This is a genomic window from Serratia sp. Sp408 (assembly GCF_057180665.1).
This window is the reverse complement of record NZ_JBXUFT010000005.1, coordinates 1-24,202: the sequence shown is the minus strand read 5'-3', so window position 1 is coordinate 24,202 and position 24,202 is coordinate 1. Positions and strand designations below refer to the sequence as shown.

The following is a 24,202-nucleotide window of genomic DNA, read 5'->3' as shown; positions in this document are numbered from 1 at the left end:
TTTTAAACAGCTCTGCGAAACTGTTCGCAGTTGCACATCGCTCATGTTGCCGTTAGAACGGGTAATTTCGCCTGATATTCCAGTTTGTTCACGCCAGACTATGATTTACCATAGCGTTTAACTTTGTAGCCTGGCTGATGGATATCTGATGCGACACCTTGCAAGCTTTCTTCCTCTGGCACTTTTGCTTTCTGCCTGTAGCAGCGAGCCGGAAACCACGACCGCTCCCCAGCAGCCTCATGCGGTTCAAGGCGGTTTTCTGTTGGACGCCGAGCATGCCAACCCGCTGATATTAACCGGTGATTATGCCAATAATCCGGCAGCGCAACGTTTCGTCGACAAGATGGTCAACGAACACGGCTTCGATCGGCAACAGTTGCACAGCGTGCTGGCGCAAACCCGGCGGCTGGACTGGGTGATCCGTTTGATGGATCGTCAGGCACCGACGCCGACCGGTAGACCGCCATCCGGCCCGAACGGTGCCTGGCTGCGTTATCGCAATAAATTTATCACTCCGGATAATATTCCTAACGGCGTTGCCTTCTGGAATCAGTATGCGGATGCATTGGCGCGTGCGCATCAGGTTTACGGCGTACCCCCGGAAATTATCGTCGGCATTATCGGCGTGGAAACCCGCTGGGGTCGCGTCATGGGCAAAACGCGCATTATCGACGCGTTGGCCACCCTGTCGTTTGACTATCCTCGCCGTGCCACCTACTTCACCGGCGAGCTGGAAACCTTTCTGCTGATGGCGCGCAAGGAAGGCCGCGATCCGTTGGATCTGCGCGGCTCTTATGCCGGCGCAATGGGGTATGGCCAGTTTATGCCAACCTCATTCAAGGATTATGCCGTTGACTTCAATGGTGATGGCCACATCAATCTGTGGGATCCGGAAGACGCCATCGGCAGCGTGGCCAACTATTTCCGTGCTCATGGCTGGCAGCGTGACGCGCCGGTGGCGATCCCCGCCAGCGGGCAAGCACCGCTGATGGAGAACGGCTTCAAAACCCGCTATACCGTGGGGGCGTTGCAGGCGGCGGGGCTGACGCCGCAGGGCGCGCTGGGTCACGATCAGCAGGTGAGCCTGCTGCGCCTGGATATGGGCAGCGAATACCAATACTGGTTTGGCCTACCGAACTTCTACACCATTACCCGCTACAACCACAGCACCCATTATGCCATGGCGGTGTGGCAGTTGGGCGAGGCAGTGAGCCGAGCGCGGCGCGGCAACGTCTTCTGATTTTGATCGATAAAGCACAAGGGCCGAATCCGGCCCTTTTTTTACAGCATGGTATAGGCTTTCTTCAAACCGGTATCGTCATCAGGATCGGCCCCCTGCGGTGACGCAGGCTCGCTTTCTACTGGCTGCGACTCTGGCTCTGGCGACGCGTCGCCGGTCGCGTTGTCTTGCTCGAGCGGATCGGGGGCGGCCTCCGGTGGCGGCATGGTCTCCTGAATCATCTGCTCATCGAAGGTCGGGTTCAGCGCCGGTGAAAGCGGGGAACTGACCAGGCTGTCGGGCATGGCGATATGTGGCAGGGGCGCATCGTCGACAAATTGCGACTCGTCTTCTTTTACCGTGCGGCTGAAGCCGACGATCAGTACGCCGCACAGGGCGAAGAATACATACAGGATATTGCCGCCGAGCGGCTGGATCAGCACCCCGACCGCCAGCGGACCAACGCTGGCACCAACGCCAAATGCCATCAGCAGGCAGGCCGCCAGCGACACGCGTCGCTCTGGCTCGATCAGGTCATTGGCCAACGCGACGGCCAGCGGGTACAGCGTGAACTGCAGCATGCTGACGATAAAACCGACCGCCAGCAGCAGGTGAAAATCAATGTGTGGCAGCAGCGCCAGCGGCAGCGCCGCCACGGTCAGCAGAATGGCGTTGACGCGCATCAGCAGCGTACGGTTGTAGCGATCCGAGAGCCAACTGAGCGGGAATTGTGCCACCAGGCCGGCGAAAATCGCCAGAGCCATGAACAACCCGGTCTGCTGTGTGGACAGCGCCTGCTGGCTGGCGTACACCGGTGCCAGCCCATAGAATGAACCGACTACCATGCCAATCACCAGCGTGGTGGCCAGCACTTTGGGAATGGCGCCGATAAAGTAGCGTAGCTCAAGCGGCGCCGGAGACATGTGACGCGCATTGGTGCGGGTGGTAAGCGCTATCGGCACCAGGCACAGCGCGAAGCATAGCGCAATCAGCAGCAGCGTGGTGATGCCCAGCCCGCTTTGCAGCATCAGTACTACCTGACCCAGCGACATGCCAAGATAGGTGGCCACCATATACACGCCAAATACCACGCCGCGCTGGCTGGATTCCGCCTGATCGTTAAGCCAGCTTTCCAGCACCATGTATTGGCACATCATGCACAGGCCGATGATCAGTCGCAACACCACCCACACCGGGATATATTCCGTCAGGCCGTGCCCCAGTACCGCGGCGGTGATAATGCCAGCGCAGGACACATAGGCGCGGATATGGCCGACGCGCGCAATCAGAAAATGCCCGACCTTGCCGCCGATCACCAGGCCGATATAGTTGGCGGCAATAATCGCGCCGATCGTACCGCCGGTGACGTTGATTGAGGTCAGGCGCAACGAGACATAGGTGGTGAGCAGGCCTGAGCCCAGCAACATTAGCAGAGTGGTGGTATACAGCGGAAAGAATACGCCTAACGTTTTTTTCACACGATCATCCTACTTCAGTCATGGCGGATATTGGCCGGTAACCGGCGTCCCTGTGGATTTTCCCTGTAGCCCGGCAAGCTGGGCGCTCTTTTTGATACTAGCAGTTTGCCTGGATGCTTAAAACCTCGCCGTCTTGCGCCGCGCTGCGCAATGTTGGCGACCGCTCCGCGCGATGCCTTGATAAATGCTACTATCGGGCGCATATACCCTGGTTCCTGAAGGAGGCGTTATGAGCGAAGATACGCTGCGTAAACTCAGCATGGCGGTTGGCGATAAACTCAAGGCCGGCGGGCGCTGGATCACCTGTGCGGAATCCTGCACCGGCGGCGGTATCGCCAAAGCGATTACCGACATTGCCGGCAGTTCGGCCTATTTCGATCGCGGTTTTGTCACTTACAGTAATACGGCCAAGCACCAGATGCTCGGCGTGGCGGAAGCCACCTTGCAGGCGTATGGCGCAGTGAGCGAAGAAGTGGTGCGTGAAATGGCGCAGGGCGCATTGCATGCCGCCGGCGCCGACCTGGCGCTTTCGGTCAGCGGCATTGCCGGGCCGGACGGCGGCAGCGCTGAAAAGCCGGTGGGGACGGTATGGTTCGGCTTTGCCGAACGTTCCGGCCGTGTGATGGCACGTAAAATGCGGTTTGCCGGCGACCGCGACACCGTCAGGCGGCAGGCGACGCTTTTTGCACTGCAAACCGCGCTTGACGAATTTTTGTAAAATTAGGCTTGATACTGTATGACCATACAGTATAATTAGTGACATTTCCTGCACAACATACATTCAGTGGCAGTGTGGGGTAACACCGACATTGCGTAACGAGGAGCAAAGATGGCTATTGATGAGAACAAGCAAAAGGCGTTAGCTGCGGCACTGGGCCAGATTGAAAAACAATTCGGCAAAGGCTCCATCATGCGTCTGGGTGAAGACCGCTCCATGGACGTGGAAACGATCTCTACCGGCTCACTGTCACTTGATATCGCGCTGGGCGCCGGCGGCTTGCCGATGGGGCGTATCGTCGAGATCTACGGGCCGGAATCTTCCGGTAAAACCACGCTGACGCTGCAAGTCATCGCCGCCGCGCAGCGCGAAGGCAAAACCTGTGCCTTTATCGACGCCGAACACGCGCTGGATCCGATCTACGCCAAGAAGCTGGGCGTGGATATCGACAACCTGTTGTGTTCGCAACCGGATACCGGTGAGCAGGCGTTGGAAATCTGTGACGCGCTGACCCGCTCCGGTGCCGTTGACGTGATCATCGTCGACTCCGTCGCGGCGTTGACACCAAAAGCAGAAATCGAAGGCGAGATCGGCGATTCCCACATGGGTCTGGCGGCGCGCATGATGAGCCAGGCGATGCGCAAGCTGGCCGGCAACCTGAAGAACGCCAATACGCTGCTGATCTTTATTAACCAGATCCGTATGAAAATCGGTGTGATGTTCGGTAACCCAGAAACCACTACCGGTGGTAACGCGTTGAAATTCTATGCTTCCGTTCGCCTGGATATTCGCCGTATCGGCGCCATCAAGGAAGGCGACGAAGTGGTGGGCAGCGAAACCCGCGTTAAAGTGGTGAAGAACAAGATCGCTGCACCATTCAAACAGGCTGAATTCCAAATCATGTACGGTGAAGGCATCAACAGCCGCGGTGAACTGGTCGATCTGGGCGTCAAGCACAAGATGATCGAAAAAGCCGGCGCATGGTATAGCTACAACGGCGAGAAAATCGGGCAAGGCAAGGCCAACGCCTGTAACTTCCTGAAGGAAAACCCGGCGGTTGCTGCCGAGCTGGACAAGAAGCTGCGTGACCTGCTGTTGCACAGCAGCAACGAGTCGGCAATGGCCACCAACGAAGGCGTTGATGACGAAGCGGAAACCAGCGAAGAGTTTTAACCCTCACTGAAGGCGATGCGCCGTTTGAGCGCGCGCCTTTATCAAGGCTGTGATGCTATGAATGATGCCGTTCCTCAGCCTGCTGGGAACACCTTTAATGACCTGCTAAGTCGCGCGATGCGTTTGTTATCGCAACGCGACCACAGTGAAGCCGAACTGCGCCGCAAACTTGCGGCGCAGCCGTTTGCTGCCCGTGGCAGAATGGCCACAAAACCTCCCACCGCCACGCCCGTTGAACCGATAGATCCTACCGTTGTCGAACAGGTCATTGCCTATTGTTATCAGCATAATTGGCTGGACGACCCGCGTTTTGCCGTCAGCTACATCGGCAGCCGCAGCCGTAAAGGCTATGGCGCGCAGCGCATTCGTTCGGAACTGATGCAAAAAGGCGTCGACAAGGACACGGTGCAAACGGCGTTGGCCGAGTGCGAGATTGACTGGTGCGCCCATGCCAGAGAGGTTGCGCTGCGCAAATTTGGCGAGCCGTTGCCGAAAGAATGGAAAGACAAGGCTAAAGTACAGCGTTATCTGCTCTATCGAGGCTTCTTTCAGGAAGAAATTCAGTCAATTTACCGTGAATTTGCGCAATGAACGCACACGGGGTTTTACTTCCCTGTGAAGAAAATTTATCTTATCCCCACTTTTTGTTCGTGAGCGGGGGACCATCGTCAGGATGACGCGCCCCTTTGCTCACGTATCGTTATTCTAGCCTTTCCGGGAAAAATATGAGCAAGAGCACCGCTGAGATCCGTCAAGCGTTTCTCGATTTCTTTCATAGTAAAGGTCACCAGGTTGTCGCAAGCAGCTCCCTGGTACCTAACAATGATCCGACATTGCTGTTTACCAATGCCGGCATGAACCAATTCAAAGATGTTTTCCTGGGGCTGGACAAACGCGCCTACTCCCGTGCGACGACCTCGCAACGCTGCGTGCGTGCCGGTGGTAAGCATAACGATCTGGAAAACGTCGGCTATACCGCTCGTCACCACACCTTCTTTGAAATGCTGGGCAACTTCAGCTTTGGCGATTACTTCAAAAACGATGCCATCGCCTATGCATGGGAACTGCTGACCGGTGAAAACTGGTTCAATCTGCCAAAAGAAAAGCTGTGGGTGACCGTCTACGAAACCGATGATGAAGCCTTCAATATCTGGCAGAACGAAATCGGTATCCCCGCAGAGCGTATTATCCGTATTGGCGACAATAAGGGCGCACCATTTGCCTCTGACAACTTCTGGCAGATGGGCGACACCGGCCCTTGCGGCCCGTGCACAGAAATCTTCTACGATCACGGTGATCACATCTGGGGCGGCCCTCCGGGCAGCGCGGAAGAAGACGGCGACCGTTACATCGAAATCTGGAACATCGTGTTCATGCAGTTTAACCGTCAATCCGACGGCACCATGCTGCCATTGCCCAAGCCGTCGGTGGACACCGGCATGGGGCTTGAGCGTATCGCCGCGGTGTTGCAGCATGTGAACTCCAACTATGAAATCGATCTGTTCCGTACCCTGATCGAAGCGGTGGCCAAGGTCACTGGCGCAACCGATCTGGATAACAAATCGCTGCGTGTTATTGCCGACCACATTCGTTCCTGTGCCTTCCTGATCTCTGATGGCGTTATCCCGTCGAATGAAAACCGCGGCTATGTGCTGCGTCGTATCATTCGTCGTGCGGTGCGTCACGGCAATATGCTGGGCGCCAAAGACACCTTCTTCTACAAATTGGTTGCACCGCTGATTGGCGTTATGGGCCCTGCGGCCGATGAGCTGAAGAGCCAGCAGGCGATGGTCGAGCAAGTACTGAAAACCGAAGAAGAGCAGTTTGCCCGCACGCTGGAGCGTGGTCTGGCGCTGCTGGATGAAGAGTTGGCCAAGCTGCAGGGTGACACGCTGGATGGCGAAACCGCTTTCCGCCTGTACGACACCTACGGCTTCCCGGTTGATTTGACCGCCGACGTCTGTCGCGAGCGCGGCCTGAAAGTGGATGAGGCTGGCTTTGAGGCGGCGATGGAAGCCCAGCGCCGTCGTGCGCGTGAATCCAGCGGTTTTGGCGCCGATTACAACAGCTTGATCCGCGTTGACGGAGCCAGTGAATTCTGTGGTTATGATCATGACCAGCAGCAGGCGAAAATCACCGCCCTGTTCCGTGACGGCCAACCGGTGGACGAGATCCATGCCGGCGAAGAGGCGGTAGTCGTGTTGGACGCCACACCGTTCTACGGTGAGTCCGGTGGTCAGGTCGGCGATAAAGGCATCCTGAAGTCCGCCGCTGCTGAGTTCGTGGTTGGCGATACGCAGAAATACGGTCAGGCTATCGGCCATCAGGGCAAATTGGCGCAGGGCGTGCTGAAAGTCGGCGACAGCGTCGACGCGCTGATTGACCAGGTTCGTCGTAATCGCATTCGTCTGAACCACTCGGCGACCCATTTGCTGCATGCTGCTCTGCGTCAGGTATTGGGTGAGCACGTGGCTCAAAAAGGCTCGCTGGTTAACGATAAATATCTGCGTTTCGACTTTTCGCATTTTGAAGCGATGAAGCCGGAACAAATCCGTGCGGTAGAAGATTTGGTCAACCAACAGATTCGTCGCAATCTGCCGGTCCAGACTGAAGTGATGGCGCTGGATGATGCCAAAGAGAAGGGCGCGATGGCGCTGTTCGGTGAGAAGTACGATGACCATGTGCGCGTACTGACCATGGGCGACTTCTCGACCGAACTGTGCGGCGGCACACACGCCAGCCGTACCGGTGATATCGGTCTGTTCCGTATCCAGAGCGAATCCGGCACCGCTGCGGGGATCCGTCGTATTGAAGCGGTCACCGGCGAAGGCGCGGTTGCCACGCTGCATCAGCAGAGCGACCTGTTGCAAGAGGTTGCTCATCTGGTAAAAGGTGACGGCAATAATCTGTCAGAGAAAGTGCGCGCGGTACTCGATCGTACCCGCACGCTGGAAAAGGAGCTGCAACAGCTCAAAGACCAGCAGGCGGCGTTGGAGAGTGCCTCACTGTCCAGCAAGGCGAAGCAGGTCAACGGCGTGAAACTGCTGGTGAGCCAGTTGGATAACGTTGAGCCGAAGATGCTGCGTACCATGGTTGACGATCTCAAGAATCAGCTGGGTTCGGCAATTATCGTTCTGGCTACCACCGCTGAGGGCAAAGTCAGCCTGATTGCCGGTGTAACCAAGGACCTGACCGACCGGGTAAAAGCCGGCGAATTGATTGGCAACGTGGCACAGCAGGTTGGCGGCAAAGGCGGTGGCCGTCCTGATATGGCGCAGGCAGGGGGAAGCGATGTCAACGCTCTGCCGGCGGCATTAGACAGCGTCGAAGCCTGGGTGGCTTCCAAGCTGTGAATATAAATAAATAGCACATCTGAACGCCATAACTCTTTGTTGATTATGGCGTTTTTATACTGTGCTTAAACAATGCAGTTACAATTACGGGAACAAAGTTTCTCAGGTCGGCTAAACTTATCGTTATCTGCGGTGATACCAAGTCTACTTACACTTATTGTGGGTTCTATGGCTTACCTTTTCACCACATATGATGGATAATGACGGGGAAACTGAGAGACCCGACTCTTTTAATCTTTCAAGGAGCAAAGAATGTTAATTCTGACTCGTCGAGTTGGTGAAACCCTCATGATTGGCGATGAGGTCACGGTTACAGTGCTAGGGGTAAAAGGCAACCAGGTTCGTATTGGTGTGAATGCTCCGAAAGAGGTGTCTGTACACCGCGAAGAAATCTATCAACGTATCCAGGCAGAGAAGTCTCAACAGACGACTTACTGATTTCGAAAGCAGCGTCTCGTTGCGTAGCGAGACGCTTCTGCCTTTTTTTGCGCCTTATCCCCGCTTTAGTGCATTCCTACCAATAATTTCTCTCTTCTTACCTCTCCGTTATGTTGTGGAATTATCGGTGTTTGACTGTTGATAAAACACTCTTTTTGCCGTCAAATCACTCATGTTGCCTGTGATTTGTGCAAACGCGCAGGAGTTGGGAAAAATTGTTTGACTTATAAGTCGGGGAAAGTAATATGTGCGCCACGCAGTGCCGATGAGCTTCTTTAAAGCGAGTTAGGCACAGTTCGAAAGAAGCGTACTGGTGAGGTGGCCGAGAGGCTGAAGGCGCTCCCCTGCTAAGGGAGTATGCGGTCAAAAGCTGCATCCGGGGTTCGAATCCCCGCCTCACCGCCATTTGCATCCATAGCTCAGCTGGATAGAGTACTCGGCTACGAACCGAGCGGTCGGAGGTTCGAATCCTCCTGGATGCACCATATTTAGCCATATGGTCGGGTTGTTGAAGTTGTACCATACGGTATCAAAAGAATTACAGTGCATCCATAGCTCAGCTGGATAGAGTACTCGGCTACGAACCGAGCGGTCGGAGGTTCGAATCCTCCTGGATGCACCATTCTTAATAGCGTTTATCAAAAGCTCTGGCTTTCAGGTAAATGCGAGCTGAAAGGTAGCTCGAAGGGGATAACGTTGCTTTAGCAACGGCCCGCAGGGCGAAGCGGTTACGCTGAGTAATCCTCCTGGATGCACCATTCTTAAAAGTGACGTTTCACGGATAGAAACGAATTCGCTGTAAAAGGTTAGATTGCATCCATAGCTCAGCTGGATAGAGTACTCGGCTACGAACCGAGCGGTCGGAGGTTCGAATCCTCCTGGATGCACCATCTAAGAAAAACCCGCTTCGGCGGGTTTTTCGCTTTTCCGACCGCGAGAAGAGCGGTTGGAGGTTCGAGCCGAGCGTAGCGAGACAACGTTGCCTTGGCAACGGCCCGCAGGGTGAGGCGTAAGCCGAATCATCCTCCTGGATGCACCATCTAAGAAAAACCCGCTTCGGCGGGTTTTTCGCTTTCTGCCATGCTTGTTCGAACTAAATCCCTGCGCCACCCAAGGCATTTTCCGTCATCACGCAATCAGCGACAATATGGCTGCTTTGCGATAAAGTAGTTTTCTTTCCTCTATGATCATGGAGTAACGATGTACGATCGCTACCAGGGTCTGATCTTTGACATGGACGGCACTATTCTGGATACCGAACCAACGCATCGCAAAGCGTGGCATCAGGTGCTGGGGCGTTACGGTATGGCGTTCGATGAAGCGGCGATGGTGGCGCTGAACGGTTCGCCAAGCTGGCGCATTGCCGAAGCGATTATCACCGCGCATCAGGCCGATCTCGATCCCCATCATCTGGCGGCAGAAAAAACGCGCGCGGTAGAGGCGATGCTACTTGATACCGTACGCCCCTTGCCGCTGATTGAGGTGGTAAAATCCTATCACGGTCGTCGCCCGATGGCGGTTGGCACCGGCAGCGAACACCGAATGGCGGAAGCATTGCTGCGTCATTTAGGGCTGTATCAATGCTTTGATGCCATTGTTGGTGCCGATGACGTTCAGCGCCACAAACCGGAACCAGATACCTTTCTGCGCTGTGCTGAACTGATTGGTGTACCGCCGGAACACTGCGTGGTGTTTGAAGATGCCGATTTCGGCATCCAGGCAGCACGTAGCGCCAATATGGCGGTGGTAGACGTCCGCACGCTGTGAGTAGTACGCTAACGTTACTTTCGTTATTTGGCAGTAGTTTCCTCAGTGCGACGCTGTTGCCGGGAAACTCGGAAATCTATCTGGTGGCTCTGTTGAGCAATGGTCGTATTTCGCCGGAGCTGTTGGTATTGGCGGCGACGTTAGGTAATACGCTCGGCGGGGTAACCAATGTAATTATCGGGCGCCTGCTACCGGCGATGAAACCACAACGCGGGCTGGCAACGGCGCAGCGCTGGTTGCAACGCTTTGGCCCGGCTGCGTTATTACTCAGCTGGATGCCGGTGGTGGGCGATTTGTTGTGCGTGTTGGCAGGTTGGCTGCGCATGCCGTGGGGTCCTGTTGTGCTTTTTCTGTGTATCGGAAAAGCACTGCGCTACATCGTTTTGACTATGATAACGCTACAGGGTATCGCTTGGTGGCATTAACGAAGTGAATATAACTCAATATTCTATCGGGTGCGGTTTCAGTATGCTTACGAATTATCGTTTTAGAAGCGGGAGGTCAATTTGATCCCGGACGTATCACAGGCGCTTTCTTGGTTGGAAGCCCACCCTCAGGCATTAAAAGGCATCCGCCGCGGTATTGAGCGCGAAACGCTGCGCGTTACTGCAGACGGCAAACTGGCTACCACCGGGCATCCGGAACATCTGGGGGCGGCATTAACGCATCATTGGATTACCACGGATTTTGCCGAGGCGCTGCTGGAGTTTATTACGCCGGTTGATGACGATATCGATCATTTATTGACGTTCCTGCGCGATATTCATCGCCACGTGGCGCGCAATATCGGTGATGAACGCATGTGGCCGCTGAGTATGCCGTGCTTTATCGGCGCGGAGCAGGATATCGAACTGGCACAGTTTGGCTCGTCGAATATCGGCCGTATGAAAACGCTGTATCGCGAAGGGTTGAAGAACCGCTACGGCGCCTTGATGCAGACCATTTCCGGCGTGCACTATAACTTTTCGTTGCCGCTGGAGTTCTGGCAGGCATGGGCCGGAGTAGAAGATGCCGAAAGTGGCAAGGAACAGATATCTGCCGGCTATTTCCGCCTGATCCGCAACTATTATCGCTTCGGCTGGGTTATCCCGTTCCTGTTCGGCGCATCACCGGCTATTTGTTCCTCGTTCCTCAACGGGCGTGAAACCTCGCTGCCGTTCGAAAGCAACGGGCGTGGCATGCTGTACCTGCCTTATGCCACTTCACTGCGGTTGAGCGATCTGGGCTATACCAACAAGTCGCAGAGTAACCTCGGCATTACCTTCAACGATCTGCAAAGCTACGTGAAGGGGCTGAAAAAGGCCATCGTCACGCCGTCAGAAGAGTTTGCCAAGCTGGGAGTGAAAGACGGCGATCGCTATTTGCAATTGAATACCAATGTGCTGCAGATAGAAAACGAACTGTATGCGCCGATCCGGCCGAAACGCGTCACCCATAGTGGGGAAACGCCGTCAGATGCGCTTCTACGCGGCGGTATTGAATATATCGAAGTCCGCTCGCTGGACATTAACCCGTTCTCGCCAATCGGCGTAGATGCGGTACAGGCGCGTTTCCTCGATTTGTTCCTGGTGTGGTGCGTGTTGGCCGATGCGCCGGAAATGAACAGCGATGAACTGCTGTGTACGCGCAAAAACTGGAACCGCGTTATCCTGGAAGGGCGCAAGCCGGGGCAAACCATCGGCATCGGTTGCGACGATACGCGCAAACCGCTGCAACAGGTCGGCAAGGCGCTGTTTGCCGACCTGCGTCGCGTAGCCGAAGTGCTTGATAGCGAAGCGGGCAACCAGGCTTATCAGCAGGTCTGCGATCAATTGGTTGCGGCCTTTGACGATCCGGATTTGACGTTCTCCGCCCGTATTCTGAAGGCCATGCAGGACGCCGGCAACGGCGGTGTAGGGCTGGCATTGGCGGAACAGTACCGTCAGATGCTGCGGGACGAACCGCTGGAGATTTTGAGCGAGGCGGCATTGGCTAAAGAAGCGGAAGCCTCTTGGCAGCGTCAGCGCGACATAGAAGCCAGTGATACGCTAAGCTTTGAACAGTTCCTGAAGGCCAATGGCGGGGGCTGAAAAGAAAATGGCCACATCAATGTGGCCAAATATGCATCTCTGATGACAGGGATGATGATAACAAATGCGCGTCTTTCACATAGTCAGACTTGCAGGGTGGGAAAAGGTTTCCTTGGATTGCGAAAAAATCCGAAATAATTTTTTTTTAACGAGGAGGTGCTAAATGCCACTGCTGGATAGTTTTACCGTAGATCACACCCGCATGGCGGCCCCGGCGGTTCGCGTTGCGAAAACCATGAAAACGCCGCATGGTGACACCATCACCGTGTTCGACCTGCGTTTTTGCATTCCGAACCAAGAAGTGATGCCAGAGCGCGGTATCCATACGCTGGAACACCTGTTTGCCGGCTTTATGCGCGATCACCTGAACGGGCAGGGCGTGGAGATTATCGATATCTCACCAATGGGTTGCCGTACCGGTTTCTACATGAGTTTGATTGGCGTACCTGAAGAGCAGCGCGTGGCGGATGCCTGGAAAGCGGCAATGGCCGACGTGTTGAAAGTGACCGATCAGCGCAAGATCCCTGAGCTGAACGAATTCCAATGCGGCACCTACCATATGCATTCGCTGGAAGAAGCACAGGACATTGCCAAGCACATTCTGGATCGCGATGTAGTGGTTAACCACAATGACGAGCTGGCGTTGCCGAAAGAGAAACTGCAAGAGCTGCATATCTAGCCGTCAGCCAGACTTGCCGGCTGTTAATGTAAAAAAGACGCGATTTCGCGTCTTTTTCTTTTATGCGGCGCTCTGCTTAATGATTCTGTACGCTAGCCTGCAGAGGTTTGATCGGCGTCACCCGTACCTGTTTGATCATGTTGTCCTGCACGTCCAGAATGTCGAAGTCATAATGGCCGACGCGGATCCGGGTGCCGGTTTCCGGGATTTCTTCCAGCTCTTCCAGCAACATGCCGTTGATGGTACGCGCATCAACCGCCGGCAGGTTCCAGTTGAAGGCCTTGTTCAGTTCCCGCACGTTGGCAGTACCGTCAATCAGTACCGAACCATCGCTCTGCGGATTCACCTCTTCCGCCAGCGTAGGCGACATTGAGGTGGTGAAATCACCGACGATCTCTTCCAGGATATCCTCCACCGTCACCAGCCCCTGAATATCGCCGTATTCATCAACCACGATGCCGACCTTTTCCTTGTTGCGCTGGAACTTGACCAGTTGCACGTTAAGCGGCGTGCCTTCCGGCACGTAATAGATCTCATCGGCGGCCCGCAGCAGGTTTTCCTTGTTGAACTCTTTCTTTTCGGTCATTAGCCGGTAGGCTTCGCGCACTCGCAACATGCCGATGGCGTCGTCCAGCGAGTCGCGATACAACACGATGCGGCCATGCGGCGAATGGGTCAGCTGACGCATGATGGATTTCCAGTCATCATTGATATCAATGCCCATGATTTCATTGCGCGGCACCATGATGTCTTCCACCGATACCTTTTCCAGGTCCAGTACCGAAATCAGCATGTCCTGATAGCGTCGTGATATCTGTGAGTGCGATTCGTTAACGATGGTGCGCAGCTCTTCCTTGCTGACCGCATCGCTGATCCGCTGATTGGTGTGGACACCGAACAGGCGCAGCAGGATGCTGGTAATGCCATTGAGCAACCAGACCAGCGGGAACATGATTTTCTGCAACGGCGCCAGCAGGAAGCTGCTGGGGAAAGCGATGCGTTCCGGATAGAGTGCGGCGAAGGTTTTGGGCAATACCTCGGCGAATAGCAGCACCGCGAAGGTCAATACGCCAGTGGCGATAGCGACCCCGAGATCGCCATATAAGCGCATGCCGACGATGGTCGCCAGCGCCGAGGCCAGGATATTCACCAGGTTATTGCCGATCAGTACCAGGCCGATCAGGCGGTCAGGTTTTTGCAGCAGCTTTTCAACCCGGCGGGCAGAACGGTTGCCTTGTTTGGACAAATGACGAAGACGATAGCGGTTGAGCGTCATCATGCCGGTTTCGGAGCCTGAAAAATAAGCTGAAACCACTATCATGATCACCATAATGATGATTAGGGTGGCTGTCGAAACGTGCTCCAACGCGATATTCCTTATGTGTGGAGAAAAGTAACCTCAACGAACAATGAGGCGGTAGCCATAATGCAGTTTAGCGCACCATCACTTCCTGGATCAGGCGACTGCCAAAGTAAGCCAGGGTTAGCAGGAACGCGCCGACCAGACTGAACCAGACTACGCGGCGGCCGCGCCAGCCTTCATGATAATGGCCCCAGAGCAGAACGATATAGACAAACCATGCCATGATCGACAGCACCGCTTTATGGACGTTTTCCTTACTGAACAGATTATCCATATACAACAAGCCAGTGCACAGGGTGAGGGTCAGCAGCACCACGCCTATCTGGGTGATGTGGAACATCTTGCGTTCAATACTCATCAACGGTGGCATATCGGCGCTGAAACTGAGCTTTTTGTTCTTCAGCAGATAATCCAGCCAGGCCAATTGCAGAGCATAGAGCGCGGCAATGATCAGCGTGGCGTAGGAAAACAGTGCCAGGCCGATGTGCACCAGCAGTTCCGGGCTGGCTTCCAGATGGGTTATGAACTCGCCCGGCAACAGGCTGACAAACGCCAGATTGATCATCGCAAAGCTATAGACGATCGGCAGCAGGAACCAGCCGCGATCGCGGGATGCAACGATGGTCATCACGGTGCAGATAATCAGGCTGACGATCGAACCTATGTTGATCAAGCTGAGGTTTTGCCCACCGCCAACGTCGAAAATACGCTGTTGCAGGGCGATGGCGTGACACACCAGCGCCACCACGGCAGAGAGCAGAGCAAGCCGACGGTATGCGCTATTCTTCCGCAACAAGCTGGGAATGATCAGTCCAAGGCTGAGCAGGTAGGCTATCAAAGCCACAATGGAAAATACTGGCATAGCGTTTAATTTTGCATCGGCGTGATTAATTGGATTGCCAGTATAGCGTCGTGTGGGCCGTGCTCCAACCGATCTCCAACGCCAAGGCAGAGATCGTGTCTGCTTCGTGTTATAATCGCTGCAATTGTGTCGCCATGGCGGCCTGTCTTTACGTTGAGCCTGAGACGATGTTTGAAAATTTAACCGATCGATTGTCGCGCACATTGCGCAATATCAGCGGCCGTGGGCGGCTGACCGAAGAAAATATCAAGGAAACCCTGCGGGAAGTGCGCATGGCATTGCTGGAAGCGGACGTTGCGCTGCCGGTAGTGCGTGACTTTATCAATCGTGTCAAAGAAAGCGCGGTTGGACATGAAGTCAACAAAAGCCTGACGCCGGGGCAGGAGTTCGTCAAGATCGTCAAGAGCGAACTGATTGCCGCCATGGGTGAAGTGAACACCGAGCTGAACCTGGCGGCTCAGCCGCCAGCGGTGGTACTGATGGCAGGCTTGCAAGGTGCCGGTAAAACCACCAGCGTCGGCAAGCTAGGCAAGTTCCTGAAAGAAAAACAAAAGAAAAAAGTGCTGGTGGTTTCCGCCGACGTTTATCGTCCTGCGGCGATTAAACAGTTGGAAACGCTGGCTGAAGGCGTCGGCATCGACTTTTTCCCGTCGGATGCCAAAGACAAGCCGATCGACATCGTTAACCGCGCGTTACAACAGGCGAAGCTGAAGTTTTACGACGTATTGATCGTCGATACCGCCGGTCGTTTGCACGTCGACGAAGCGATGATGGACGAAATCAAGCAGGTGCATGCGGCGATCAAGCCGGTGGAAACCCTGTTTGTGGTCGACGCCATGACCGGCCAGGATGCGGCCAACACCGCCAAGGCGTTTAACGAAGCGTTGCCGCTGACCGGCGTAGTGCTGACCAAGGTTGACGGTGACGCGCGCGGTGGTGCCGCGTTGTCGATTCGCCACATTACCGGTAAGCCGATCAAGTTCCTGGGCGTTGGTGAGAAGACCGACGCACTTGAGCCGTTCCACCCGGATCGCGTGGCTTCGCGTATTCTCGGTATGGGCGACGTGCTGTCGTTGATTGAAGACATCGAGAGCAAGGTCGACCGCGATCAAGCGGAGAAACTGGCCAACAAACTGAAGAAGGGTGACGGCTTTGATTTGACCGACTTCCTCGATCAGCTCAAGCAAATGCGTAACATGGGCGGTATGGCCAGTATGTTGAGCAAGTTGCCGGGTGCCGGCCAACTGCCGGACAACGTCAAATCGCAGATGGACGACAAGGTACTGGTGCGCATGGAGGCGATCATCAACTCGATGACGCTGAAGGAGCGCGCCAAACCGGAAATCATTAAAGGGTCGCGCAAGCGCCGTATCGCGATGGGTTCCGGCATGCAGGTGCAGGACGTCAACCGACTGTTAAAACAGTTTGACGAAATGCAGCGCATGATGAAAAAGATGAAAAAAGGCGGCATGGCGAAGATGATGCGCGGCATGAAAGGCATGATGCCGCCGGGCTTCCCAGGCCGTTAAACGCGCAGGTCTCCCACTGGGGAGCGCGTTAACCGATTTGCCGCTCGCGGCAAAAACCGCCCGAAAGTGAGTGGGGCGCAAAACGAATTGCCGGCAATCTACGCTTTAGATTGCTTTTTGCGCCAAAATGAGTAAAATTTTCGGGCTTTTTATATTGCAACCGGGCCCCGTCCCTCAATGGGGCCCGGCTGTTTTATTAACTAAAGAGGATGTTATGGTAACAATTCGTTTGGCACGTGGCGGCGCTAAAAAGCGTCCGTTCTATCAAGTAGTAGTGACCGACAGCCGCAACGCTCGTGATGGTCGTTTCATCGAGCGCGTAGGCTTCTTCAACCCGATCGCTTCTGGTCAGGCTGAAGCACTGCGTCTGGACCTGGACCGCATCGAACATTGGGTCGGCCTGGGTGCAACCGTTTCTGATCGCGTTGGCGCGCTGATCAAAGACGCTAAGAAAGCAGCTTAATCTGTCGCGGTGGTGGCAATGAGCAAGCAACTCAAACCGGTAGCACCTAAGCAGCCGCTTGTACTCGGCAAAATGGGGTCTACTTACGGCATTCGTGGTTGGCTCAGAGTGTTTTCATCCACCGAAAACGCTGAAAGCATTTTTGACTATCAGCCGTGGTTAATCCAAAAGGCGGGTCAGTGGCAGGTTGTCGAGCTGGAAAGCTGGAAGCGCCACAATCAGGACCTGATCATCAAGATCAAAGATATTGACGATCGGGATGCGGCGAATCTACTGACCAATTGCGAAATTGTGGTGGATTCCGAGCAGTTGCCTCCGTTGGAAGGCGATGATTACTACTGGAAAGACCTGATGGGCTGCCAGGTAGTCACCACTTCCGGCTACGAACTGGGCAAAGTCATCGATATGATGGAAACCGGTTCGAACGACGTAATGGTCGTGCGGGCAAACCTGAAAGATGCCTTCGGCATGAAGGAGCGGTTGGTCCCGTTTCTTCATGGGCAGGTTATCAAGAAAGTCGATCTCGCTGCCAAGGTAATCGAGGCAGATTGGGATCCTGGTTTTTGACCTCCGGATCACACGATCGCAGCAAGTGGAATAACGCAATGGGGATTGGCTTGTGTTCATTGGTATTGTAAGCCTGTTTCCAGAGATGTTCCGTGCAATCACCGATTACGGGGTGACTGGCCGGGCAGTAAAAAATGGCCTGCTGAGCGTGCAGTGCTGGAGTCCTCGTGACTTCACCTACGACCGGCATCGTACCGTGGACGATCGCCCTTATGGCGGCGGCCCGGGAATGCTGATGATGGTGCAACCTTTACGGGAAGCCATTTCAGCTGCGAAAGCAGCGGCAGGCGAGGGAGCAAAGGTGATTTATCTGTCACCTCAGGGGCGCAAGCTGGATCAAACCGGCGTTTGCGAACTGGCGACCAATCAGAAGATGATTCTGGTGTGCGGTCGTTACGAAGGGATCGATGAGCGCGTGATCCAAACCGAAATTGACGAAGAATGGTCAATCGGCGATTACGTTCTCAGCGGCGGGGAACTGCCGGCAATGACCCTGATCGATTCAGTTGCCCGTTTCATACCGGGCGTGCTGGGACATCAGGCCTCTGCGGAAGAAGACTCTTTCGTCGATGGATTGCTGGATTGCCCGCACTATACCCGGCCTGAGGTGTTGGAAGGGATGGAAGTACCGCCGGTTCTGCTGTCGGGCAACCATGCCGAGATACGTCGCTGGCGCTTAAAGCAGTCGCTGGGCCGTACCTGGCTTAGAAGACCTGAACTTCTAGAAAGCCTAGCTCTGACTGACGAGCAAGAGGTGTTGCTGGCGGAGTTCCAACGGGAACATCGCGCCGAGCAACAGGACTATTAAGGCAACGTCCGAGGACGTAGCCGATATATCAGTTTACCTAGGGTAAGAGACATATTATGAGCAACATTATTAAGCAACTTGAACAAGAGCAGATGAAGCAAGACGTACCTGCATTCCGTCCGGGTGATTCCGTGGAAGTGAAGGTATGGGTCGTTGAAGGTAGCAAAAAACGTCTGCAGGCATTCGAGGGCGTGGTTATCGCTATCCGTAACCGCGGTCTGCACTCTGCATTCACTGTTCGTAAGATTTCCAACGGCGAAGGTGTTGAGCGTGTATTCCAGACTCACTCCCCAGTAATCGACAGCATTACTGTTAAACGTCGTGGTGCCGTTCGTAAAGCCAAACTGTACTACCTGCGTGAGCGTACTGGTAAGGCTGCTCGCATCAAAGAGCGTCTTAACTAAGATACAGCTAACGCTGCATCCAAAAGTTAATAGTCATAAGGGGCTTGCCGTGATGGTAAGCCCCTTTTTTATACCCGGTGCAGTATAACTCGCCTGGTGGACAGCCTTGCCGGCTTTGCTGCGGCTGTAAAGCCGTTGATGGTCGGCAAAAATACGCGTTAGGCCAGTGGATTGGCGATGTCCGATCGGCGAGGTTGCAACGCCGAACGACGCCATTACAGCGCAGCCGCGCGCTGCTTTCCCTTATCTGCATGTGGCTGAGCGGGAATGATATCCCCCGGCTTTACGATCACTCGCGCCACCGACTCGTGCGTGGCGAAGGTACAGCTGCAATTAATGTTTTGGCATTGGTGATAACGTTCTTTGGTCGACTCGCTGAGGTAGCGGCTGGAACGGGTATGGGCCACGCTACCGCATAGTGGACAGTGCATCATGATCGGATCCTCTTGTGGTTTGCATTACGTATTGTGATTATATTAGCTGGTAAACTCGTAAAAGCAAGATTAAATTTGCGAGTTGTCGGCTGATTTGTTTTTACATATGTTGATTGAGGAATTGCTGTGTTAACGCCGAGGTTAAGTAGCGAAACGGCAGAGGAAAAAGCGAGAACATCCGATGTTTAAGCGCAAGAAGTCAGCCGCGGTGAACGCCAGTCGGCGCGATAGGCCACGACTCGCTTCAGTTATCGAGTTCATCATACAGCCGGCGCTTCAGACCGCTTTTCCTGAGCGAACGTAGTAAATGATAACTTTTGCGGCGATAGTACCAGTTCACGGCAAAGGTACCGACACCAACGGCAGCTCCCACCAATACCGCAATGTCTTCAGGTGAATGCCGTCCAAACCACGCCAGGCAGGCGGCTATAAAATAAGAAAGCGTTGAAGTGAATTTTTCCATTGTGTAGTCCTACCTTTATTCGAGTTCCGCTTGGCAGCGGCGGTTGCCGCCGGCATCTCAACCGGCTAACCGTGTGACAAAGTGGGCTCTCGTTCCTCGAGCCCGGTTAGGCACAGTGTCCAGTTGCCAATTGCTGGCGGCAACGTCTGTGGGTTGTGGATACGCTGGCACAACCCGCAGACGTTGCATTGGTGACAAATAAAAACACCCGCGCCGGCGGGTGTCTAAAATGCTATGCCACGCGGCGCATAACGCGTTAGCGGTCGCTGTGGTGGTCGGCAGGGTAAAATATTTCTTGATAATCATTATCCGGCAGCACCTGACTGGCCAGATCTGAAATCAGCGACATGGCGATCAAAAACTCAGAGCTGCTGCATTGTGCCGCCTGGGATACATCTGCGATGAACTGGATGCGCGACAGTGTTAGTTGTTGTTTATCCACGGTTTCCACTGTTTATGCCCTCTCTGCAATATACTGTTTATTTATACAGTATTAAGCAAAATGCTAAACCCGTCAATGGGTGGTGGCGTCATTTGCCGAGTAAAATTCCTGGATGATTAATAAGAGAACTATCTTGTTGAAACCACGAAGTTACCGATAGACCTCGGGGAGAGAAAGCGTCAGTGGTTGAGACGATAAGGTAAAAACATCGTTTTTGCTGCCTGTGGGGGAGTCAAAGAAAGTGTAAATCGCATTTCAAGTTCATTAACTTGCTATTGCGCGTTGTCTGTTTGTATTTTCATGGTTCATGTCGCATAATCTAATGATAGGCGAAAGTCACGCCAGGCAATACGGGTTGTCGCGGCTGTGCGCTGGCGATTCGCCAACGACGATGTGTAAAAGCAACATTATTTTATGACCGGGGAAGTTATGCGTGAAGAAACTGTGAATGACAATGCCGCCGTCGGCGCAGTGATTGAAAGAATCCTTGCTTCTTATGGCGTAGCCACACAAAAAGAGCTGAGCGAGGCCTTGGCCATCGCGCCCAACAATATCAGCAGTTGGCAGCAACGAGGCAGCGTGCCGGGGCAGGTGATTATCAATTGTGCGCTGACTACCGGCGCCGATCTGACCTGGCTGATGACCGGAGAAAAAGCAAAACAGCAGCAACCGCGAGAGAAAGTCTTGCCGGCGGTACGTGGCAAAGCGTTGTATGAGCGGGTGCAGGCTTCTGGCGGTAAGGGGGTGTTGCGGCGCATTCTGGATGCGTACGGTTTCAGTCTGCAAAAAGAGTTGGGCGATCTGCTGGGTATTTCCTCAGGCACCATGAGTACCTGGGTGCGGCGTAACTATTTTCCTGGCGATATCGTGGTGACCTGTGCGTTGGATACCGGGGTACCGTTGTTATGGCTGGCGACTGGCGAAGGGGATATGCACAGCGTGACCACGCCGGCGCCACTCGCCACCAGTCGCGCTCGCGCCTTGCCACAATATCAACTGCTGGCAGGGCAATTGCAACCTGCGGGGGAATGGTTGGCCGATCCGACCTTGATCCCCACTCGCGTTTTGCAACCGGCTTACGTTGACGGTGGGCGCACTGCATGGCTGGTGGACCTGGCTATTACGCATATTGCCAATGGGCGTTGGCTGATCGACATTGATGGCAATATAGATGTCTACGACATTGCGCGTCTGCCAGGCAATCAGCTGCAGGTCAGCGGTGGGAACGCTGATTTTCAATGTTCCACCGACGCCTTGAAAGCGTTGGGAATGGTCTGGTTGACGCTGGCCCAACAGGCATAAGAAACCCACCGTTTACCCACTGCGTTTGATGTCGTTGCGGGAGTCGGTGGGGAGGATAGCCGGTGGGTTGGTGCGACAGCGTGATTACAGGCCGTAAACCAGCGTTACCGAGGTGGTGGTATCGGTGTTTTTCGGCGCAGAAGCCGGCGGTTCACTGTTGTAGGTCACGGTATAGGCCAGGCGCAACGAGAACCGATCATTAATAGCCACGTTCAGTGCGGTTTCAGAGTTCAAGGTAATGTCTTCGTTTGCCAACGCGGAGAAACCTTCGGTGAACTTGGTGTTGTCGGTCAGCTGGTAGGAATAGTTGGCAGCACCGTAAGCCAGTGCTTTGGTAGTGCGACCACCGTCGTGATATTCATCATGACGCACGCCCGGGCCAAATTCGACGCGCAGATCGTGAATCGGATCGTTGAAGATCTGGCGACCATAACCCCCGGTCAGCGTTGAGCGTGAATCATAACCTGCGAAGCGATCGTTCAACCAGCTTGCTTGACCAAACAAATAGTTACGGTCGGTCATGTTATAACGCGTGCGACCGCCGGCCTGGTATTTCTCAGAGGATCGCACATTGGATGAGGTCGTGTTGGTGGCCGATCCCCACAGGCTGTACGCGCTGACGGTGTTGAACCAGGTCAGTGACGTGTTGGCCAGCAGGGTGGAACTTTCCGAGTTGCCGGACTGCGCGTTATAACCAGCCTGAATATTACCTTCAAACGGCTTTTTTGCCGTGGCCGGATCGTCCATCGCGGTAAACAGCGTATTGTCGGCAAAGGATGAAAAAGACAGGCAAGCGGTCAAACAGCTTAGGTACAACGGAATAGCGCGACGAGCGCGTGAAGAGAGCATTTTGGATCCAGTTTGTTAAGTGGTGATTGGTGAAAACGGGCGCATTATAGCGACTCAGGCTACCGACCAAAATAGCGCCGATTAGCTTAAGTTTTTAATTTTTAACTACCAGTTATTCTCTTGTCTTCTGCTAATTTTACCGGAATGGACGCGATAAAATGCTATGTATCCTTAAGCTTTACGCGGCCTTTCAGCATAAGTGTCGTCAGGCGGCAACGGTTGGCCCATTGCCGCCACGCGACGGGCGTTACATGAAGGTGCTGACCAGCAGATAACCGGTGATGCAGGAACACAACACACCAATCAAGCCTGGAATAATAAAACTGTGGTTGATGATAAATTTACCAATACGCGTCGTGCCGGAGCGGTCAAAGCCGATGCAGGCCAAGTCGCTCGGATAGGTTGGCAAGACGAAATAGCCATAGGCCGCAGGGAAGAAAGCCAGCAGCATTTTGGGCTCGACCCCCAGTTGCAACCCCATCGGTGCGATGGCCGCCAGCGCCGCCGCCTGGCTGTTTACCAGTTTGGAAACCAGAAACAGCACGATGGCATAGGTCCACGGCTGGCTTTTGACCACATCCTCCAGCAGCAGCTTTAACTCACCCATATGCGCCTGAAAGAAAGTATCGCTCATCCAGGCGACGCCGAATACCGAGAAAATGGCCACCATGCCGGCTTTGAACACCGCGCCGTTGGCGATTTCGCCCGGCTTCACTTTACAGCTCATTAATATGATGGCGCCGGCGATCAGCATCATCATCTGAATCACCAGATTCATCGACAGCGGTTTCAGCACCCCTTTGGCCTCAAATGACGGGCGCAAATCGGCAAATGCCCCAAGCAGCACCACGACGGCAATCGCCGCAAAAAAGATCAGCGTTGAAGCATAGGCCTGCTTGGCGAAGCGTTGATTTAACAGCGTTTCGGTACCGCCATAGATATAGGCGCGCTGCTCGGGATCGCTGATCCGCGCCTGGAACTCGGCATCGTTGTCTAAATCCTTGCCACGGCGCAAGCTCCACAGTGCGGCCATCAATACGCCGACCAGTGAGGAAGGGATTGAAATCGCCAATATCTCCAGCAGTGTATAGGCCTTGCCGATGCCATGGCCAGCGGCAATGATGGACACCAGTGAAACCACCGCCACCGAAACCGGTGACGCGGTGATGGCCATTTGCGATGCGACTGACGACACGGCCATCGGCCGTTCTGGTCGAATGCCTTTTTTGATGGCGATATCGGCAATAATCGGGAACATGGTATATACCACATGGCCGGTGCCACACAGGAAGGTCAGCGTCCAGGTAGTGAACGGCGCCAGCAGCGTGATGTGTTGTGGATGACGACGCAGCAGGCGTTCGGCGTATTGCATCATGACATTCAAACCGCCGGCGGTTTGCAGCACCGAGGCGCAGCCAATGACCGCCAGTATGGTCAGCATGACATCGACCGGCGGTTTGCCGGGTTGTAACCCAAACACAAAGCTCAGCAGGAATAAACCGATGCCGCTGATCAACCCCAGTCCCATGCCGCCAAAGCGGGTACCGACCAGTAAGCAAAGAATAATAATGGCGAATTGCAGAGTTATCATGAGAGTCCCTTGTTAAAAGTAATGCTGTGGCTCATGAGCCTTCCTTGCAGGTGACGGGGCCTGTCTATGCAGGTCTACCCCTAAAGAGGTGTGAACCGTTTAGCGTCATCATTCAGTAATTACCGGGGGAGAACTATGAGGTTGCGCAATGTTTATTCATGAAATAACTCTTTTAGGGAGATATAAAACCGTATTGGATGGTGATAGCTGTCGTGTGTAAACTTAAATTTA

Annotated in this window: 24 protein-coding genes, 4 tRNA genes and 1 other RNA gene; 21 read left to right on the top strand and 8 right to left on the bottom strand. The window is 54.3% G+C overall.

Going from position 1 to position 24,202, the window contains the following annotated elements; translation table 11 throughout:
* The first annotated feature begins 148 nt into the window (after positions 1-148).
* On the top strand, positions 149-1,240 hold the full coding sequence (gene mltB, locus AC2AXP_RS15575; RefSeq protein WP_039991126.1) for a lytic murein transglycosylase B: 1,092 nt from the start codon (positions 149-151) through the stop codon (positions 1,238-1,240).
* Between the two features lie 41 nt (positions 1,241-1,281).
* On the opposite strand, the gene AC2AXP_RS15570 is transcribed toward mltB, so the two are convergent.
* Positions 1,282-2,697: an MFS transporter gene (locus AC2AXP_RS15570; RefSeq protein WP_039991125.1), complete on the bottom strand. Its 1,416-nt coding sequence runs from the start codon at positions 2,695-2,697 to the stop codon at positions 1,282-1,284.
* Between the two features lie 229 nt (positions 2,698-2,926).
* Here AC2AXP_RS15570 and pncC point away from each other — a divergent pair, with 229 nt between their 5' ends.
* From pncC to luxS, 14 genes are all read left to right on the top strand, one after another.
* Complete coding sequence (gene pncC / locus AC2AXP_RS15565; RefSeq protein WP_273870987.1) at positions 2,927-3,415, top strand: nicotinamide-nucleotide amidase; 489 nt, start codon at positions 2,927-2,929, stop codon at positions 3,413-3,415.
* 111 nt (positions 3,416-3,526) lie between these two features.
* Positions 3,527-4,588, top strand: a complete 1,062-nt coding sequence (gene recA / locus AC2AXP_RS15560; RefSeq protein WP_004955189.1) for a recombinase RecA — start codon at positions 3,527-3,529, stop codon at positions 4,586-4,588.
* 57 nt (positions 4,589-4,645) lie between these two features.
* The gene (gene recX, locus AC2AXP_RS15555) at positions 4,646-5,179 is read left to right on the top strand and encodes a recombination regulator RecX (RefSeq protein WP_004955186.1); all 534 of its coding nucleotides are present in this window, start codon (positions 4,646-4,648) and stop codon (positions 5,177-5,179) included.
* A 134-nt stretch (positions 5,180-5,313) separates the two neighbouring features.
* Positions 5,314-7,941, top strand: a complete 2,628-nt coding sequence (gene alaS / locus AC2AXP_RS15550) for an alanine--tRNA ligase (protein WP_484381796.1) — start codon at positions 5,314-5,316, stop codon at positions 7,939-7,941.
* 252 nt (positions 7,942-8,193) lie between these two features.
* Positions 8,194-8,379, top strand: a complete 186-nt coding sequence (gene csrA / locus AC2AXP_RS15545; protein WP_004091602.1) for a carbon storage regulator CsrA — start codon at positions 8,194-8,196, stop codon at positions 8,377-8,379.
* A gap of 312 nt (positions 8,380-8,691) precedes the next feature.
* Positions 8,692-8,784 (top strand) — tRNA-Ser (locus AC2AXP_RS15540).
* A 3-nt stretch (positions 8,785-8,787) separates the two neighbouring features.
* Positions 8,788-8,864: transfer RNA gene (locus AC2AXP_RS15535), tRNA-Arg, on the top strand.
* 60 nt (positions 8,865-8,924) lie between these two features.
* Positions 8,925-9,001 (top strand) — tRNA-Arg (locus AC2AXP_RS15530).
* 191 nt (positions 9,002-9,192) lie between these two features.
* Positions 9,193-9,269, top strand: a tRNA-Arg gene (locus AC2AXP_RS15525).
* A gap of 30 nt (positions 9,270-9,299) precedes the next feature.
* Positions 9,300-9,418: non-coding RNA, RtT sRNA (locus AC2AXP_RS15520), on the top strand.
* Between the two features lie 161 nt (positions 9,419-9,579).
* Positions 9,580-10,146 (top strand): fructose-1-phosphate/6-phosphogluconate phosphatase, encoded by a 567-nt coding sequence (yqaB, locus tag AC2AXP_RS15515; protein ID WP_004955176.1) that lies wholly within the window; start codon positions 9,580-9,582, stop codon positions 10,144-10,146.
* Positions 10,143-10,571 (top strand): YqaA family protein, encoded by a 429-nt coding sequence (locus tag AC2AXP_RS15510; protein WP_004955173.1) that lies wholly within the window; start codon positions 10,143-10,145, stop codon positions 10,569-10,571. The genes yqaB and AC2AXP_RS15510 overlap by 4 nt, the downstream gene beginning before the upstream one ends.
* Before the next feature lie 81 nt (positions 10,572-10,652).
* A complete protein-coding gene (gshA, locus tag AC2AXP_RS15505) occupies positions 10,653-12,215 on the top strand; it encodes a glutamate--cysteine ligase (RefSeq protein WP_004955171.1) in 1,563 nt (520 codons plus the stop codon).
* 163 nt (positions 12,216-12,378) lie between these two features.
* Positions 12,379-12,894: an S-ribosylhomocysteine lyase gene (gene luxS / locus AC2AXP_RS15500; RefSeq protein ID WP_004955170.1), complete on the top strand. Its 516-nt coding sequence runs from the start codon at positions 12,379-12,381 to the stop codon at positions 12,892-12,894.
* Between the two features lie 76 nt (positions 12,895-12,970).
* Here the strand turns inward: luxS and AC2AXP_RS15495 are convergent, their stop codons facing one another.
* Together AC2AXP_RS15495 and AC2AXP_RS15490 are read right to left on the bottom strand one after the other, a co-directional pair.
* On the bottom strand, positions 12,971-14,260 hold the full coding sequence (locus AC2AXP_RS15495; RefSeq protein WP_004955167.1) for an HlyC/CorC family transporter: 1,290 nt from the start codon (positions 14,258-14,260) through the stop codon (positions 12,971-12,973).
* A 67-nt stretch (positions 14,261-14,327) separates the two neighbouring features.
* Positions 14,328-15,119, bottom strand: coding sequence for a cytochrome C assembly family protein (locus AC2AXP_RS15490; protein ID WP_004955165.1), 792 nt, complete (start codon positions 15,117-15,119; stop codon positions 14,328-14,330).
* A 167-nt stretch (positions 15,120-15,286) separates the two neighbouring features.
* Between AC2AXP_RS15490 and ffh the strand changes: the two genes are divergently transcribed.
* The 5 genes from ffh to rplS all read left to right on the top strand — a co-directional run bounded on the left by ffh (position 15,287) and on the right by rplS (position 18,890).
* Positions 15,287-16,648: a signal recognition particle protein gene (gene ffh / locus AC2AXP_RS15485; protein WP_088499874.1), complete on the top strand. Its 1,362-nt coding sequence runs from the start codon at positions 15,287-15,289 to the stop codon at positions 16,646-16,648.
* Positions 16,649-16,862: 214 nt separating this feature from the next.
* A complete protein-coding gene (gene rpsP, locus AC2AXP_RS15480) occupies positions 16,863-17,111 on the top strand; it encodes a 30S ribosomal protein S16 (RefSeq protein WP_039991114.1) in 249 nt (82 codons plus the stop codon).
* 18 nt (positions 17,112-17,129) lie between these two features.
* Positions 17,130-17,678, top strand: coding sequence for a ribosome maturation factor RimM (gene rimM / locus AC2AXP_RS15475; protein WP_004955153.1), 549 nt, complete (start codon positions 17,130-17,132; stop codon positions 17,676-17,678).
* 52 nt (positions 17,679-17,730) lie between these two features.
* Complete coding sequence (gene trmD, locus AC2AXP_RS15470; protein WP_039991110.1) at positions 17,731-18,486, top strand: tRNA (guanosine(37)-N1)-methyltransferase TrmD; 756 nt, start codon at positions 17,731-17,733, stop codon at positions 18,484-18,486.
* 56 nt (positions 18,487-18,542) lie between these two features.
* The gene (gene rplS / locus AC2AXP_RS15465) at positions 18,543-18,890 is read left to right on the top strand and encodes a 50S ribosomal protein L19 (RefSeq protein ID WP_004955150.1); all 348 of its coding nucleotides are present in this window, start codon (positions 18,543-18,545) and stop codon (positions 18,888-18,890) included.
* Between the two features lie 215 nt (positions 18,891-19,105).
* Here the strand turns inward: rplS and AC2AXP_RS15460 are convergent, their stop codons facing one another.
* The 3 genes from AC2AXP_RS15460 to AC2AXP_RS15450 form a co-directional block, all read right to left on the bottom strand.
* Positions 19,106-19,324, bottom strand: coding sequence for an ogr/Delta-like zinc finger family protein (locus tag AC2AXP_RS15460; protein WP_004955147.1), 219 nt, complete (start codon positions 19,322-19,324; stop codon positions 19,106-19,108).
* A 244-nt stretch (positions 19,325-19,568) separates the two neighbouring features.
* A complete protein-coding gene (locus tag AC2AXP_RS15455; protein WP_004955144.1) occupies positions 19,569-19,787 on the bottom strand; it encodes an HP1 family phage holin in 219 nt (72 codons plus the stop codon).
* A gap of 256 nt (positions 19,788-20,043) precedes the next feature.
* On the bottom strand, positions 20,044-20,238 hold the full coding sequence (locus AC2AXP_RS15450) for a hypothetical protein (protein WP_004955140.1): 195 nt from the start codon (positions 20,236-20,238) through the stop codon (positions 20,044-20,046).
* Between the two features lie 420 nt (positions 20,239-20,658).
* Between AC2AXP_RS15450 and AC2AXP_RS15445 the strand changes: the two genes are divergently transcribed.
* Positions 20,659-21,531, top strand: coding sequence for a helix-turn-helix domain-containing protein (locus AC2AXP_RS15445; RefSeq protein ID WP_430299949.1), 873 nt, complete (start codon positions 20,659-20,661; stop codon positions 21,529-21,531).
* A gap of 84 nt (positions 21,532-21,615) precedes the next feature.
* Here the strand turns inward: AC2AXP_RS15445 and AC2AXP_RS15440 are convergent, their stop codons facing one another.
* Positions 21,616-22,380, bottom strand: a complete 765-nt coding sequence (locus AC2AXP_RS15440) for a DUF481 domain-containing protein (RefSeq protein WP_039991108.1) — start codon at positions 22,378-22,380, stop codon at positions 21,616-21,618.
* A 247-nt stretch (positions 22,381-22,627) separates the two neighbouring features.
* Positions 22,628-23,971: an anaerobic C4-dicarboxylate transporter gene (locus AC2AXP_RS15435; RefSeq protein ID WP_004955133.1), complete on the bottom strand. Its 1,344-nt coding sequence runs from the start codon at positions 23,969-23,971 to the stop codon at positions 22,628-22,630.
* Between the last annotated feature and the right edge of the window lie 231 nt (positions 23,972-24,202).

Coding starts and splice junctions, on each gene's coding strand:
- mltB (WP_039991126.1), top strand. CDS start 149: ATGCGACACCTTGCAAGCTTTCTTCCTCTGGCACTTTTGCTTTCTGCC.
- pncC (WP_273870987.1), top strand. CDS start 2,927: ATGAGCGAAGATACGCTGCGTAAACTCAGCATGGCGGTTGGCGATAAA.
- recA (WP_004955189.1), top strand. CDS start 3,527: ATGGCTATTGATGAGAACAAGCAAAAGGCGTTAGCTGCGGCACTGGGC.
- recX (WP_004955186.1), top strand. CDS start 4,646: ATGAATGATGCCGTTCCTCAGCCTGCTGGGAACACCTTTAATGACCTG.
- alaS (WP_484381796.1), top strand. CDS start 5,314: ATGAGCAAGAGCACCGCTGAGATCCGTCAAGCGTTTCTCGATTTCTTT.
- csrA (WP_004091602.1), top strand. CDS start 8,194: ATGTTAATTCTGACTCGTCGAGTTGGTGAAACCCTCATGATTGGCGAT.
- yqaB (WP_004955176.1), top strand. CDS start 9,580: ATGTACGATCGCTACCAGGGTCTGATCTTTGACATGGACGGCACTATT.
- luxS (WP_004955170.1), top strand. CDS start 12,379: ATGCCACTGCTGGATAGTTTTACCGTAGATCACACCCGCATGGCGGCC.
- AC2AXP_RS15490 (WP_004955165.1), bottom strand. CDS start 15,119: ATGCCAGTATTTTCCATTGTGGCTTTGATAGCCTACCTGCTCAGCCTT.
- ffh (WP_088499874.1), top strand. CDS start 15,287: ATGTTTGAAAATTTAACCGATCGATTGTCGCGCACATTGCGCAATATC.
- rpsP (WP_039991114.1), top strand. CDS start 16,863: ATGGTAACAATTCGTTTGGCACGTGGCGGCGCTAAAAAGCGTCCGTTC.
- rimM (WP_004955153.1), top strand. CDS start 17,130: ATGAGCAAGCAACTCAAACCGGTAGCACCTAAGCAGCCGCTTGTACTC.
- rplS (WP_004955150.1), top strand. CDS start 18,543: ATGAGCAACATTATTAAGCAACTTGAACAAGAGCAGATGAAGCAAGAC.
- AC2AXP_RS15460 (WP_004955147.1), bottom strand. CDS start 19,324: ATGATGCACTGTCCACTATGCGGTAGCGTGGCCCATACCCGTTCCAGC.
- AC2AXP_RS15455 (WP_004955144.1), bottom strand. CDS start 19,787: ATGGAAAAATTCACTTCAACGCTTTCTTATTTTATAGCCGCCTGCCTG.
- AC2AXP_RS15445 (WP_430299949.1), top strand. CDS start 20,659: ATGCGTGAAGAAACTGTGAATGACAATGCCGCCGTCGGCGCAGTGATT.
- AC2AXP_RS15440 (WP_039991108.1), bottom strand. CDS start 22,380: ATGCTCTCTTCACGCGCTCGTCGCGCTATTCCGTTGTACCTAAGCTGT.
- AC2AXP_RS15435 (WP_004955133.1), bottom strand. CDS start 23,971: ATGATAACTCTGCAATTCGCCATTATTATTCTTTGCTTACTGGTCGGT.